The following is a 14,395-nucleotide window of genomic DNA, read 5'->3' as shown; positions in this document are numbered from 1 at the left end:
CGCAAAGGTTTTTTTGATTTATTCTTTCCTGAAATAACGGTAAAGGACCTGCTTCAATGAATGGTCAAACTCCATGCACCCGTCGAGCGAAAATTGGTTGAGTACTTTCGCAGTATTGGGTTTTATTCCAATAATCTTTATTTTTTTACCGGTCATAAGATGAAGCGTTTTTAATAACAGGACAAATTTTTCCATGCCCTTCACTTCTACTTCACCCACTGCTGTAAAATCAATGAGGATGTCCTCGTACTCTCCCGAAAAAACAGACTGAAGGCAGCTTTGCGAAATAATATGAATCTTTTTCTCCGTTATATCACCAAACAGCGGAATGAGCGACATTTTATCCGTTAACGGAATAAATGGCCCGGACAATTCATGAAGTCTCGTTAAGATCTGCTCCAGCTCTTCCCGCTGTTCGTAGAGCTCAAAGTCGGTGGAAGCGAGACGCTGCTGAAGCGCGGCCATTTTTTCCACCAGGAGCTGATTGGACCCATCCTTTGGGACCAGCAGCATATTAGCGTACAGATCATCATCCCACACCATATGCACCTCATACAGGGCAAGCGGTGTCTTGCGGGATTTGAATACCAGCTCCATTTGAAGCTCTCTTGTCTGATGATCACTGCTGTATTTCAACAGTTTTTCATAGCTTTCTTCATCTACAATGCTTTTAATATTATCTTCCTGTAAATCAAAATGCTCCAGCGCCAGTGTAGAATAGTAGATAATGTTTCCTTCTTTATCTAATTTTAAAAAAGGGAGCGGAAGCGGTTCGTTAAAATGCTGCATCTTGTTTGCTCGTAGTCTGTTCATTTTTTAGCCAATCTCTCATTTCAATCAAGTCTTTTAAAATAATCGTGTTCTCCGAGCAATACGGACGCAGGTCGTAGTGCTCCGATAAACGCCCGCCTACAATAATAACGGGAGGCTTTGGCAGCTTGCCAAGCTCTGTAATGTATTCATTCAATTTGGGCAGGTGATAGACAATGGATACGGAAAGACCGATGACTTCGGGATTCCAGGCCTCTGCAGACTTTACCACAAATTCCACGGGAAGATCGGAGCCGAAATATTTTGTTTCCCATCCGTTCTCCTTAAAGAGACTGTTCACCATTTTCAAGCCGATATAATGCTGTTCTCCTTCTAAACATAAGAACATTGCTCTGCGGCTGTGCTGCTTTTCTTTTCCGAGACGGGCATGGGCTAGTCTCGATATAATAAAGTCACAGGTTACCGTGGCAAGATGCTCGTCTGCGACGGATATTTCGTTGTTTTCCCATAAAAACCCCACATGCTGCATGGCAGGCGTAATGATTTCATGGTACGTATCAAGCAGGGACAGCTCTTTTTGCTGTTCAATCGCTTTCCATGCTTTTGCTGTGTTTCCTTCGAGTAAATAACCGGCAAGCTCTTTAGGAAAAGACAAGTTAATCATCTCCTTTGTCAGATTGCCCGGTAAGTTCTGAAATTGCCTGATTTAAAAACGTTTTATATACAGGCAGTGCTTCTTCTTCCACCTGGGAGGAAGCGGTCAGCACTTCTTTCATAATTTCAAAGTTATCGATTAAATGCTGTTCATTCATGCCGTGTTTAGATAAAATTCCATTCAGCCAGACAGCATAATCTATAAAAAAAGCTGCCTTCTTCAATTCATAGGCGGAGTGAAGCTGCCTGAAATGATGCACATTATCTTCGTAGCATTTTGTTTTGCCTTGGTCTCCGTACCGGTCTAGTAATGATGGATCACGTTCATAAATTCTCTTTGTTGCCTGTTCTGCCAATGGTTGAATGGCTCTCATCTTGCCACCACCTGATATTGTGTCACCTTCGGAACAATAGCGGTTAATTCCTCATCCGGATACTTTTTCTCCAGCTCATGAATTCTCTTAAAATCATCGCTTCTGACCCAATTTAAATAGTCTCTTTTTGTATCAAAGAAAAGCTGGACCGTAATCTCTCCTGCTCTTTTATCGTTCTGCAGAAGAAGAAAATCCTTAAAGCCAGGTGCAAGATCTACAGATCGCGACCTGTTCTTATATATTTTAATGACCTGATCTGCTTTTCCTTCTGGTACATCAAATGTTGAAAAAACGGTGTACATTAAACAGACCCCTTTCAAATTAGCATCCGATTCTTAATTTCCACTATCTTATAAGTATACTAGTTAAAAGGCAATCAAAACAGCTTATCATGGGGATTTTTTAAGGCGTTTCCGGTGCTTTTATTCATCACGCATCTTTAACAGTTACAAATAAAGGTAAATTACACAAAAAAACTTTCGCTGTGGATAACTAATTTAGAAAAAAAGGGGTCAAAGAAGTTTTCCCTGCTCTTCATATAAGCCCGCCATTATAGGTTTTTCAGGCATTTTTAAAATAAACCGTTTTCTTTTTTCACTGAAGAGGTCTGTTGATAAAAAGTTATTCTTTTATTATAAACAGTTTATCCCCAAAAGTTATACACATATCCACAATTTCTATCCACATGTCGTATGGGATCAGACGTTCTCCACAAGATATGCTGCTTGGTTTCGACAATATTCACAGTTTGTGGACAACCTTTCGGGGTTATCCACTGTGCGTAACTCCGGGAACGTTTCTTCTTCGTCTACAAAAACATCCAGCGCCAGTTCGACATGTTCTTCACAGCAGTAAATTTTCATTTTAAAAAACTCCTTCATTTTTTTCTTCATTTAGTTTAGCATAAAGTCGTTTTTCGTATTCTTTTTTCACTTATTTGCTCATGAAAAAAGCAGGAATCCCAAGGATCCCTGCTCCCGACTTTTATTCGGCTTAGAAATAAGAGTCGTATTTATGTGAACTTACTACTTACAGCTGCGCATCATCTGTAAGCGTAAGAGTAAGATCCTGCATTTCTCCGTCACGGTATACTTTTACCTGCATCTCATCTCCAACAGATTTCTCTGTATATAGATGCTGACGAAGTTCAATCGTGTTCGTGATTTTCTCGCCATCCATTTCCACGATGACGTCACGGTCCTGCATTCCTGCTTCAGAGGCTGCAGAGTTTGGAATAACCCGTTCGATGACAACGCCTGTTTTCACTTCTTCAGGCAGATTCAGTTCATCCTGCTGATACACAGAAGGAACATTGGCTAAATCAATCAGTGTCACACCCATCGTTGGACGCTGTACTTCACCGGAGGTTTCAAGATCTTCGATGACTGGTACAGCCATTTCAATCGGGATGGCAAGCCCAATTCCTTCTACTGATGATTGTGCAATTTTCATGGAGTTGATTCCAATCACCTGACCCTGAATATTTACCAAAGCACCACCGCTGTTTCCTGGATTAATGGCGGCATCGGTTTGAATAACCTCCGCCTGCCAGTCTGGAGCACCGTCCTGGTTAACGTCTACTGGTATTGTACGTTCAAGACCTGAAATAACTCCTGTTGTTACAGAACCTGAGAACTGAAGGCCAAGCGGATTCCCAATTGCAATAACCGGTTCACCTGGTTTAAGCGCATTAGAATCTCCAAATTCTGCAACGGTTTCGATTTGTGCACCTTCTACTTCAAGTACAGCAAGATCGGTCCAGACATCTCCACCCCGGACTTCAGCTGCAAGCTTTGTGCCGTCTGCCAGCGTGACTTCAACCTGCTCTGCTCCTTCGATCACGTGATAATTCGTGACGATAAAGGCACTGTCGCCTTCTTTTTTATAAATAACTCCAGAGCCTGTTCCCGCTTCCTGGGAGTCTTCAGCTGTCTGGCCGAACATTCCCCCGCCTCCGGATTGAATATTTGTTACTCCGACAACAGCATCTCCTGCAACATCCACAGCATCCGTGACACTGGAGTTTACGTCATAGGAAATCGACTCGGTTTGAGCAGATTCACTAGAATCCGTCGAATTCAACAGGTTGCTGCCCGCAGGTTCAGATCCATAATCCCCAATCATCGGAAGTGCCAGCACCACTAGAAGTGCGCCGACAATCAAACCGGCAAGACTCGATAAAAAATACCCCGCCTTGCTTCCCCGCTTTGATTTGGACCTTGTTTCCTGGTGATCATCGTAATAGCCCATCTGCATCGCCCTTTCTTTATTCTCTTTTCTATATGGTCTACTATAAAACCTGAAAATGAAAATCAGATGAAAAACAGCTAAAAAATAAAAAAAATTTTAACTTTATTTCTTTATACCCCGCTTATGCGATCTTTAGCCTATCCAAAACAAATAGGAGTCCATTAACATGAAGATCATCCAAACATTCGACAAGCTGCTGGTCGCCCGTTTAAATGAAACCGTCCAGACGCTGCACGCAGAAAAGCTGCCAGAGGTTTTCAACGAATACCGTTTTGAGGAAGTGGCACTCGAACTCGAAAGCATCCTTTCAAAGGGAATGCATGAAATCTATGTCGTAGAAGAAGACCAGGAGCCGATTGGCTATGTCTGGTTTGAAATCAGGCGCAGTGAGGGAAATGCGTTTAAAAAACCATCCAGCTCTTTATATGTTCACCAATTAGCTGTCGTACATACAAAGCGCGGCGCCGGCTATGGCAAAGGGTTAATGGAAAAAGTGGTCGAACGCGCCAGAGCACACGGAATTCATGCGATTGAGCTGGACTACTGGTGTGTCAACGAAGGGGCAAAAAGATTTTATGAAAACCTGGGCTTTTCCATTCAACGGGAGGTTGTCCGGAAAATGATCTGATGGATGCAGAAACGCCTTCTTTGACAAACCCCTTGAAAAAGAGCCATGATAGGATGAGAAGTACTCATAAAAAAGGGGGGCTGAACATGCGAATGGAAGAAGTATATGAGCAATTGCAGCTTTGGGTGGAGGAAAACCGTTCTCACACCATGCTCGGAGCTACAGCAAAATACATCCCGGCATTAGCTGAGCAGAACCCGGATCAGCTGGGGATCTGTATCATGGACTATGATGGGGATACCTATCTTGCAGGTGAAACGGATGTAACCTTTACGCTTCAAAGCGTATCTAAAATTATCAGCTTTGTGGCGCTGTGTCATTTTAAAGGAATGGACTTTGTTCTGGATAAAGTGGATGTTGAGCCCACTGGAGAATCGTTTAATTCAATCATTCCGTTTGAAATTCACCGTCCCGGCAAGCCATTTAATCCTCTCATTAATGCGGGAGCCATTACGGTTGCCTCCATGCTTCCGGGAGATACATCTGACGAAAAATTTGAACGCTTTATTTTATTTGTAGAAGGCATGATCGGCAGACGGCTCGAGCTGGATGAAGAGGTCTACCAGTCAGAGTGGAAAACGGCTCACCGAAACCGCGCGCTTGCTTATTATTTAAAAGAATCAGATTTGCTTGAGCTGGATGTGGAAGAAGCACTGGATATTTATATCCGCTTGTGTTCCATCAATATCGGCCTCAAGGATTTGTCGAAAATCGGACTGGTCATTGCACATGACGGCTACGATCCTGTAAACAAACAGCAGATTTTCAGCAGTGATGTCGCCCGCATCGCTAAGGTGCTGATGGTCACATGCGGAATGTACAATTCCTCTGGAAAATTCGCTGCACACGTAGGAATTCCAGCAAAAAGCGGCGTCTCAGGCGGCATTATTGCCTCTGTTCCGCCAAAATGGCATTCAGAAGAAAAAGCGTTTCGAAAAGGCTGCGGAATCGCCGTATTCGGACCAGCGATCGACGCAAATGGCAACAGTGCAGCTGGCACGATGCTGCTGCGCCAGATTTCAACTGAATGGGATTTAAGCATCTTTTAAAAAATGGTCAGCCCTCGTCGAGATGGGCTGACCATTTTTGCTTTCTTTACTTCATCAAGTCCTTCATCATTTCCTGATCCATCGGCCCCATCAGTTTTTTTGTCACCTTGCCTTCTTCGTCAAGCAAATAGGTGGTCGGGATCGTGAAGGCATAAAAGGTTTCCCCAAGCCGTCCTGATTCATCCAGCAGTACGGGAAAGGTCAGACCATAATCCTTTTTAAAGCTTTCTACCCGGCGAATTCCATTATCCCGTGTCGTCAAATTTACCGCGAGAATTTCGACATTTTGATTTTCGGCATCTTCTTCATAATACTTTTGCATATGAGGCATTTCCTCGATGCAGGGCGGACACCAGGTGGTCCAGAAGTTTAAAATTACTTTCTTCCCTTGATAATCGCTTAACGAGACGTTTTCCCCTTCAACTGTCACGGTATCGAAATCCGGGGCTTGCTCTCCTTCTTCAAGCAGTCCATCAGAAGGAGCCACCTGGGCTTTGTCGTTTTCAGCCGGCTGGACTTCGTACGTATGCTGCAAGGCCTGCTGTCTTTCTCTTTCTTTTTTATCTTCCAGTACATTGATGAGTAATATCGTGATAAGCGCTCCGATTAAAAGGAGGGCAAGGATCCGTTTAACCATAGAGGACTCCTTTCCGTTTGGGCTGTTCTCTCCATCATACCCTTTTTACCCGAGTCACTGTATGTGGTTCTGAGATGTTTCACAAAGGTGTCGAAATGACAGACAAAAAAAGTCACAGCCTGCAATACGTAGACTGTGACTCAAAAGCCATTAAATGGCATATAATTCAGTTGGGATTTTGGCATCTGTATCGTACAGCTCAAACTTTTCGCCGACAATATGTCCGCAGCTTTCAAGCGTTTGACTCACACTCATTCGTGCCAGATCCTTCATATTGTTGTCTTTTGACAGGTGGGCCAGATAAATTCGCTTCGTATTATCTTTTAACACATCGCTCATCGCAAGTGCCGCATCTTCATTTGACACATGTCCCACATCGCTTAATATCCGGCGCTTGATGTTCCAAGGGTATCGGCACATACGAAGCATGCCGACATCATGATTGCTTTCAAATACATATACATCGGCTCCTTCGATGATTTTCTTCATCCGGTCGCTCACATAGCCGGTATCGGTCATCAGTACAAGTTTTTTGCCGTTTTGGTGGAAAACATAAAACATTGGTTCAGCAGCATCATGTGATACACCAAAGGATTCAATATCCAGACTCCCGAAGGATTTGATGGTTTCCATCGGAAAATCGAACTTCTGTTCAGCGTCTATTTTTCCGATTAACGGCTCCATTGCTGACCAGGTTTTTTCATTGGCGTACACAGGAAGCTGATATTTTCTTGCTACAATGCCAAGCCCCTTTATATGATCGCTGTGTTCATGTGTAACAAGCAAGCCGCTTAAATTTTTCATCGAACGGCCGATTTGCTGAAACAGCAGGTCCATTTGTTTGCCGCTCAATCCTGCATCGACTAAAAACGAATGATCCTCTGTTTCCACATATACGGCATTTCCTGTACTTCCGCTTGCGAGCACACTCATGTGCATCGTCATCCTGCTTCACTCCACTGTATCTTCGATTTCTTCTAATCTTTCAAATTCCAGACCTTCAAAGTCAATCTCTATTATACTAAAATTTACCGCATTTAGATAATGAACTTCTCTGTCTCCGTCCTCCTGCTCGATGGTGATTTTCCAGGCAGGTGTCAGCACTTGTGTCTCAGAGGCTGCATCCGTCAGCTGAATAATAGAGTAGTAGCCAAGCTCCGACTCTACCACCTCTGAATTCGGTTCAACAGCGCTCAGTTTGTAATACTCAAGAAACGCTTCTCTTGGACTGATCAGGTCCTGTTCATCAGGAAATTTTTCAATCGTACCCAACATCGTCTGCTCGTAAGACACGGCCTGGTTCTGATCGTTCAACTGAACAACCATCCTGCCGGTGATATTATGATAGATCGGCATTCCCTCAAACTCCTGATAATAAATCAGCCGCTGTTCTTCTTCCTCATACTTCCAAAATGAATAATCTTCTCCGCCGATGATGAATTCATCGAGCAGTTCCTCAAGTTCCTCTGGATCAGATGGATTGGCAATATCTACGGGCTGTGTCAGCTCAGAAGCTAATAGGATATCGTTTCGGACGGTCGCACTCTGCTGTTCCAGGCCATCTACATCGGTCTGGGCAAACTCATAAGCCTTTGCATTTAAGTAAGGCTGCGGGTCTGCTTCATTAGACAGCTCAGAAAATGTAATATTGTCCTCAACCAGCCGCTCATCTGCAGACAGAGGAGACCGTATGGATAATTGACTGTCTTCATATTTGTTTAAAAACAAAATAAACAGAAATACATTCAATACTAAAAACACAATAATAAAAATGGTTTTTGTTTTACTCCAATCCAACTGGGTCCCCCCCATCTAAAGGAACTCGCTGCCAGCTCCCATTATATAAATAAAACCACATTGGTTCGAGTGTATAAAGATCTTCCTCTCTTGGCTCCATTGACATATAGTAGCCGACCAGCACGTCCTGAAGCAGAGACGGGTCATATTCTTCACGATCCTCAATTGCTTCAATAACATCATATCCGGAAGCAACAGAAGCGGTTTGAGTCGTTGAAGGCACTTGAAGCTGCATTTGCATTAACGAGCGATCGTATTTGTAGATGCGGTTTTCGCCCCACTGCAAATCAATCTGCGCGATATTTGACTGTCCTTTGTCATTAAAAACCGGCAGCCCCTGCACATGCATCCTGTAACTGACGCGGTGCGATACAACATCCAGATTGTATAGATAGTACGTATCGGTCCATCCCTTATGTTCATTCACAAAACGCTGGCTTTTCTGAAGCAGATCCCCAGGACTAGCCGGTACAGCTGATCTTCCGACAGATGGGTTCACATAATTGAAAATATTCGATCCCTCATCGACTTCCATCAGGCTCGTTTGATCAAAGTACTGCTTTTTATTGGAGCTGATGGAGTTTAAATCTACATCATTCACGTCTTGAAACAACGCATTACGGAACTCCACTTCCCTCAGCTCGTCCATAACATGATTGTATTGCAAAACTTCACTCGAGGCCTGAGGAAGATAATGAAGACGATTGCCTGCACGATACTCAAAGTAGACAGGGTATTCCTCATCAGCTGTAGCAACGATCGCTTCATTTACAGGATCAAAATCCTCTTCATCCACTTTTGCCTCAAACACTTGCCTTGCGTCATAGGAGACAAAGTACACAGTAAAGGTCGCGTTTTCCTCTTGAGGCATCTTAACCACCACCCTGTCAAAGGTAGCATCAGGAAGCTGGGATACTTCAAAGTTAAGAACATCCTGGTATGTCGAAAAAGGAACTTGTGCAGGAAAAATAATTTCAAGACGGTTCGCTCCATGAACCACTTCTTCAAACTCCTCTTCATTTAAAGAGGTGTTTTCACGCAGGTTAAAAAGAGTCCATTGCTCCATCAGTGCCACAAGCTCGTTCAGTTCATTTATGCTTGACGTGCCGCGGATCGTTTCATCACTGTGGACTAAAAAGCGTCCCGGTTTAATTAATTCTTTATTGGTTCGTTCATCTGCAATTGAGATGTCCACAGTGGACGCGGAATTTTCGATTGGATCTAGCGGCGGCTGATAGGACCAGATATTCCACGTCAAAAGACCACTTAAAATCACAAGAAGTGTCAGCAATATGGATTTAAACAATTCAATATTCATGACCATTCATCCTCATTTGCCGGGTCATATGGAAGCGTGAAATAAATGGTGGTTCCTCTGCCTTCCACACTTGATGCCCAGATTCTGCCGCCATGTGCTGTAATCATTTCTTTGGCGATCGCAAGTCCAAGACCGGTTCCGCCGAGCTGGCGTGTTCGTGCTTTATCCACTCTGTAAAAGCGCTCGAAAATATTTTTCACATTTTCCCGCGGAATACCCATTCCCTGGTCAGCCACACTGACAACCAGTTCTTTTTCTTTTTCCTTTTTCTCCACTTTGAATCGAAGCTGTCCTCCATCGGGAGAATACTTCAAGGCGTTGGATATAATATTATCGAGCACCTGCGTCATTTTGTCTGTATCAATTTCCACATACAGCAATTCATTGGGCAGCTTGGTTTTAAACGTCACATTTTGAGATCTTCCCATTTCAAATCGGTCAATGATCCGCTGAAAGAAATCAATAAAGTTAACCCAGTCTTTATTTAAGCGGTAATCCCTGCTATCCATTTTCGATAATTGCAGAAGATCATTCACTAGACGGATCATGCGCTCGGTTTCCGTTTGGGTAACATTTAAAAATTGAGGGGCAATTTCTTTATCCTCCCAAGCGCCTTCAGCCAGGGCCTCAAGATAGCTTCTCATGGTCGTCAGAGGCGTTCTCAGTTCATGGGAGACATTTGCTACAAATTCTCTGCGCTCCGCATCAATTTTCTCCTGCTCCGTAATATCGTGAAGCACAGCAATCAAGCCGTTAACAAACCCTGTTTCTTTTTGAATGATGGAAAAATTAGCGCGCAGCACGTAAGGACGTGCAGGCGTACTGAAATTCAAAATGACAGAATCCTGCTGATTAAGAAGATCATCAAACGTGAACTCCTCCTCCACACCAAGCACTTCTGTAATGGATTGGGAAAGCACTGTTTCACGTGAAACATTTAGCAAACCTGCTGCAGGATCATTAATTAAAATCACACGGCCTCTTCGATCGGTGGCGATAACACCATCCGTCATAAAGGAAAGAACCGAGGAAAGCTTTCTTCGTTCTCCTTCTGTCGTTGCCTGTGCTTCCTGCAGCCTTTTCGTGAGATTATTAAACGTGATGGCAAGCTGGCCAATTTCATCGTAGCCGTATACTTTTACTTTTCTGGAGAAATTCCCTTTTGACATCGCCAGTGCCTGCTTTCTCATTTCTGAGATGGGGCGTGTAATAGTCTGGGCGAGCAGAACGCCGAGAACTGCCGTAATAACAAGTGAAATCGCTGTTCCGCCTGCCAAAATGCTATTGATGTCATTCATCTGGGCGTACACTTTTTCCACTCTGGACTCAATGTAGATGGCCCCGATCACTTCTCCATTCACATTGGAGATTAATGGAGAGGTTACGACCCATATGCGGCCGAGATCGGGATCGTTTTGGTCAACAAAGGTTTGATTCGGCTTGTCCTCTATGCCTGCGCCGACTCCGTCAAGTGCTTCCTGCACAAGATTACCAGCTGTCAATCTTTGGCCGATAATCGGTTCATTGTTGTCATCAGCCGACCAGGCCCCGATTATACGGCTTCTGGTATCCACCACCCGAACTTCATCAATATCATCAGAATCGAGTCCTCCGAGCAGCACTTCAATTGTATTCGCAAGTGGCCCGTCTTCCTCTGTCCGGTTCCCCTGTATATCGGCATCCAGTTCTTCAATTACGCTGTACTCTAAAGGACCAAGCCTGTCTATGATGGAGGTGGTGAAATTCTCCACCAGTGTTTCCTCCAGCACACGAACAAAATATACCCCAATGATCTGCATCGCAAGTGCAATCAGCAAAACATAAATTAACACAAACTTAAGATGAATCGACCGAAAAAAACCAACCTTCCTCATTTACACTACTCCTGATCCGGGTTTCTCAAATAATACCCGACTCCACGGCGCGTAACGATCCACGCTGGGTGACTCGGATTATCTTCAATTTTCTCACGCAGACGGCGGACTGTTACATCGACTGTTCTGACATCGCCGTAATAATCATAGCCCCATACCGTTTGCAATAGGTGCTCGCGTGTCATGACCTGACCGATATGCTTAGACAAATAGTGAAGCAATTCAAACTCACGGTGTGTTAATTCAATCGTTTCCCCGCGCTTTGAAACAATATAGGCATCAGGATGAATCGTTAGTGCCCCTACTTCAATCTCATTGGTTTCACTTTCTTCTTCAAGCTGTCCTTTCAGTGCCTGGTGGCGTCTGAGATTCGCTTTTACACGTGCGACAAGCTCTCTCGTGCTGAATGGCTTTGTGACATAGTCATCGGCCCCCAATTCAAGACCCAGCACTTTATCAATCTCCGAATCTTTTGCGGTCAGCATAATAATCGGCATTTCAAACGTTTTGCGGACCTCCCGGCATACTTCCATTCCGTCACGGCTTGGCAGCATGATATCAAGCAGGATCAGATCCGGTTTAATCTCATTCACCTTCGCAATGGCTTCATCGCCATCATATGCACAATGCACCTCGTACCCTTCTTTTTTTAAATTAAATTGAAGAATATCTGCAATTGGCTTCTCATCATCGACTACTAATATTTTTTTATCCATATCATCGATCTCCTTTATGTCCCGTCTCTATTACAAATTCGTTACTCATTTAAATTTCAGCTATCATATCAAACGTGCGTATAGCTAATGTATCATGTTACACCATATAATTCACTCATTTGAAGAAACCGTTTGAGGAAATGTCACAGAATGACAAGTCAAAATAAAGGAAAGAAACTTCTATTACTGTTCCTGCATAAGTCGCTGCTGTCATAATGGACCATGAATAATGTTACTATTTCCTTGGAAATAATTCAGGCGATGATCCTTTTCTATGAAAAAGAGCTTGGGACAAAAGTGTCTCAAGCTCTACGACCGGTTCACTTCGCTTCAGTCGGACGCTTTCCGCAGGGACGGCGCTGAGCCCTCCTCAGGCTTTTCCTTGCGGGGGTCTCAGCTTGCTGTCATATCCTGCAGGAGTCGCCACCTTCCGTTCCGCTCACCTACTACTAGTAAAAATATATCCTCATTTTTTAAATTTTTATGGGTAATGTCCCAGCCGCTTTAACTAAACTACTCCAGATAATCCATTGGATTTTGCAGTTTTCCATTGGAATAGACCTCAAAATGAAGATGGATCCCTGTAGAAAACCCCGTATCTCCCATGATGCCGAGAGATTCACCCTGCTTGACGATTTGACCTTTTTTCACATGTATTTTATCTAAATGAGCATAAATGGTACGCAGGCCGTTATTATGGTCCACAACTACTTTATTGCCGTAGTCGCCTTCATTTCCAGCTGAAATAACCGTTCCGTTATCAACCGTTTTGATCGTGTAATCATCCGGCTGAGCAATATCAATTCCTTTGTGGTGCTTACCCCATCTTGGTCCCTGATGGCTGGAGATATATCCTCCATTGGTAGGCCAGATAAAAGATCCGGTTCCTTTAGACGGGATTTCTTTTGTTCCTTCTGCCACAATTTCAGTCACCGGTTTATCCGTTACTTTTTCATCCTTGACGGTTTGTGACTTCTCCTTACCGTCTTCTTCAGTCGTAACGATCGTGAATTCTTTTTCACCATCCCGGCCTTCCTGCTTCACTCGTGTTTCTCCCACGAGCAAATCCTTATCTTTCACGACTTTCTTCTCATGTGGAATGCGTTCGGTTACCCGCTCTGCTGATGTGATCCTTACAGTCACGCCCTGAATAGGCTTGATCACATTCAGATTTGTTCCTGGCTTTAACGGCGTTAGCTGTTCAAGATTAGGATTCAGTTCGAGCAGCTTTTCTTCCTTCATGTTAAACTTTTCACCAATTTTCTCCGGTGTATCTCCCTTTACGGTTTTATAGGAGGATTCTTTTTTCGTTCCTTTTTTTAATTTTTCTGCCGCCTTTTCTGCAGAGAGAATATTTTCAGGGGATACTTCCGCTTTCACCGCCTGATCAAATCTTTGGAGCTGGATGTTTGTAACAGTTGATTCACCTGCTTCTAATTCTTCTGCAGCTTCACTCTGATCTTGAAAAGAAGATAGCTCTTTATCAGAAACCGTCGTCTTTTTTACAAGCTCCAGTGCTTTCTCCACCTCTTTTTCGCTCTCCACGTAGGCAATCGTTTCCCCGTCCACCTTCAATGCTTTGGCATCTGTCTTAAAGATCGCGGTTTCTTCGATTTGGTCCAGGACCTTCCCGTTTTTTTCAGGTGCCTGAAATACGCGTTCAGGAATAATAGCAAGTTTATCTTCAAGATACACTTCAGCAGACAAATCATGTTCCTTCTTTAATTCTTCCTTTTTGCTGTTCATCCAGTCGAGGACAGGTTCTTTCTCCGGCACAGCCCCGAGGTACTGGTCGCCGGTGTACACGTGATACAATTTCTCAAGCCCCTGATCCCCTTTTTCCTTCGCTTCAGCTCCATTTATTGTAAGGATGCTGAATAATAAGATTGAGACCATAGTGAAAGTTCCTACTTTCCTTGAGCCCTTATATATAGAACTAAATGATGCGCGTGAATTCTTTGTACTCATGTGTTGCTCCTTCCGCTTTTAAAAAAGTAATCCGAACCGGAATTTATTACCACTTTTCTGGTTCTTTGTTTTTACACCAACTCAATGTATCACATTGAATGAAGAAAAAACGGACACCAGAAAAACTGTAAAGGAACTGTAGTAATCAATAGAAATGCTGGAAATAGAGGGAGTTAAACGCATGGAAAGTGCTGCATAAGCAGGAGTTTGAAGGAGAGGATACCGGGTCATTCCAAAAATGCACATAAAAAAAAGATACACCGCGATTGCAGCATATCTTGATGGCTTTGGACGGAATCGAACCGCCGACACATGGATTTTCAGTCCATTGCTCTACCGACTGAGCTACAAAGCCTTGA

Annotated in this window: 15 protein-coding genes and 1 tRNA gene; 2 read left to right on the top strand and 14 right to left on the bottom strand. The window is 43.6% G+C overall.

Going from position 1 to position 14,395, the window contains the following annotated elements:
* Window positions 1–18: 18 nt before the first annotated feature.
* The 6 genes from P6709_RS11580 to P6709_RS11555 all read right to left on the bottom strand — a co-directional run bounded on the left by P6709_RS11580 (window position 19) and on the right by P6709_RS11555 (window position 4,049).
* Window positions 19–813 carry a Stressosome protein rsbRB gene (locus P6709_RS11580; RefSeq protein ID WP_278241084.1) on the bottom strand — a complete coding sequence of 265 codons (795 nt, stop codon included), beginning with the start codon at window positions 811–813 and terminating at the stop codon, window positions 19–21.
* Window positions 776–1,435 (bottom strand): cobalamin B12-binding domain-containing protein, encoded by a 660-nt coding sequence (locus tag P6709_RS11575; RefSeq protein ID WP_278241083.1) that lies wholly within the window; start codon window positions 1,433–1,435, stop codon window positions 776–778. Before P6709_RS11575 ends, P6709_RS11580 begins: the two co-directional genes overlap by 38 nt.
* Entirely contained in the window at window positions 1,428–1,799 is a 372-nt protein-coding gene (locus P6709_RS11570) for a hypothetical protein (RefSeq protein WP_278241082.1), read from the bottom strand. Before P6709_RS11570 ends, P6709_RS11575 begins: the two co-directional genes overlap by 8 nt.
* On the bottom strand, window positions 1,796–2,101 hold the full coding sequence (locus P6709_RS11565; RefSeq protein ID WP_278241081.1) for an antibiotic biosynthesis monooxygenase family protein: 306 nt from the start codon (window positions 2,099–2,101) through the stop codon (window positions 1,796–1,798). The genes P6709_RS11570 and P6709_RS11565 overlap by 4 nt, the downstream gene beginning before the upstream one ends.
* 396 nt (window positions 2,102–2,497) lie before the next feature.
* A complete protein-coding gene (locus tag P6709_RS11560) occupies window positions 2,498–2,662 on the bottom strand; it encodes a CxxH/CxxC protein (RefSeq protein WP_442905321.1) in 165 nt (54 codons plus the stop codon).
* A 166-nt stretch (window positions 2,663–2,828) separates the two neighbouring features.
* Complete coding sequence (locus tag P6709_RS11555) at window positions 2,829–4,049, bottom strand: S1C family serine protease (protein ID WP_278241079.1); 1,221 nt, start codon at window positions 4,047–4,049, stop codon at window positions 2,829–2,831.
* A gap of 166 nt (window positions 4,050–4,215) precedes the next feature.
* Between P6709_RS11555 and P6709_RS11550 the strand changes: the two genes are divergently transcribed.
* Together P6709_RS11550 and P6709_RS11545 are read left to right on the top strand one after the other, a co-directional pair.
* Window positions 4,216–4,677, top strand: coding sequence for a GNAT family N-acetyltransferase (locus tag P6709_RS11550; RefSeq protein ID WP_278241078.1), 462 nt, complete (start codon window positions 4,216–4,218; stop codon window positions 4,675–4,677).
* 86 nt (window positions 4,678–4,763) lie between these two features.
* Window positions 4,764–5,726, top strand: a complete 963-nt coding sequence (locus P6709_RS11545) for a glutaminase (RefSeq protein ID WP_278241077.1) — start codon at window positions 4,764–4,766, stop codon at window positions 5,724–5,726.
* 46 nt (window positions 5,727–5,772) lie between these two features.
* Here the strand turns inward: P6709_RS11545 and P6709_RS11540 are convergent, their stop codons facing one another.
* The 8 genes from P6709_RS11540 to P6709_RS11505 all read right to left on the bottom strand — a co-directional run bounded on the left by P6709_RS11540 (window position 5,773) and on the right by P6709_RS11505 (window position 14,391).
* Window positions 5,773–6,363, bottom strand: coding sequence for a peroxiredoxin family protein (locus tag P6709_RS11540; protein ID WP_278241076.1), 591 nt, complete (start codon window positions 6,361–6,363; stop codon window positions 5,773–5,775).
* A gap of 150 nt (window positions 6,364–6,513) precedes the next feature.
* Window positions 6,514–7,308: an MBL fold metallo-hydrolase gene (locus P6709_RS11535; RefSeq protein ID WP_278241075.1), complete on the bottom strand. Its 795-nt coding sequence runs from the start codon at window positions 7,306–7,308 to the stop codon at window positions 6,514–6,516.
* Between the two features lie 6 nt (window positions 7,309–7,314).
* Entirely contained in the window at window positions 7,315–8,160 is an 846-nt protein-coding gene (locus tag P6709_RS11530) for a two-component system regulatory protein YycI (RefSeq protein WP_278241074.1), read from the bottom strand.
* Window positions 8,147–9,478 carry a YycH family regulatory protein gene (locus tag P6709_RS11525; protein ID WP_278241073.1) on the bottom strand — a complete coding sequence of 444 codons (1,332 nt, stop codon included), beginning with the start codon at window positions 9,476–9,478 and terminating at the stop codon, window positions 8,147–8,149. Before P6709_RS11525 ends, P6709_RS11530 begins: the two co-directional genes overlap by 14 nt.
* Entirely contained in the window at window positions 9,475–11,352 is a 1,878-nt protein-coding gene (gene walK / locus P6709_RS11520) for a cell wall metabolism sensor histidine kinase WalK (RefSeq protein ID WP_278241072.1), read from the bottom strand. The genes P6709_RS11525 and walK overlap by 4 nt, the downstream gene beginning before the upstream one ends.
* A 5-nt stretch (window positions 11,353–11,357) precedes the next feature.
* Window positions 11,358–12,068: a response regulator YycF gene (gene yycF, locus P6709_RS11515; protein ID WP_278241071.1), complete on the bottom strand. Its 711-nt coding sequence runs from the start codon at window positions 12,066–12,068 to the stop codon at window positions 11,358–11,360.
* A gap of 513 nt (window positions 12,069–12,581) precedes the next feature.
* Window positions 12,582–13,964, bottom strand: a complete 1,383-nt coding sequence (locus P6709_RS11510) for a LysM peptidoglycan-binding domain-containing M23 family metallopeptidase (protein WP_278241070.1) — start codon at window positions 13,962–13,964, stop codon at window positions 12,582–12,584.
* A 354-nt stretch (window positions 13,965–14,318) separates the two neighbouring features.
* A tRNA-Phe gene (locus tag P6709_RS11505) sits at window positions 14,319–14,391 on the bottom strand.
* Window positions 14,392–14,395: the final 4 nt, after the last annotated feature.

It is taken from the genome of Jeotgalibacillus sp. ET6 (assembly GCF_029667115.1).
Taxonomy (GTDB): Bacteria; Bacillota; Bacilli; order Bacillales; family Jeotgalibacillaceae; genus Jeotgalibacillus.
The sequence above is the reverse complement of the archived record's forward strand: the minus strand, read 5'-3'. Positions and strand labels throughout refer to the sequence as shown.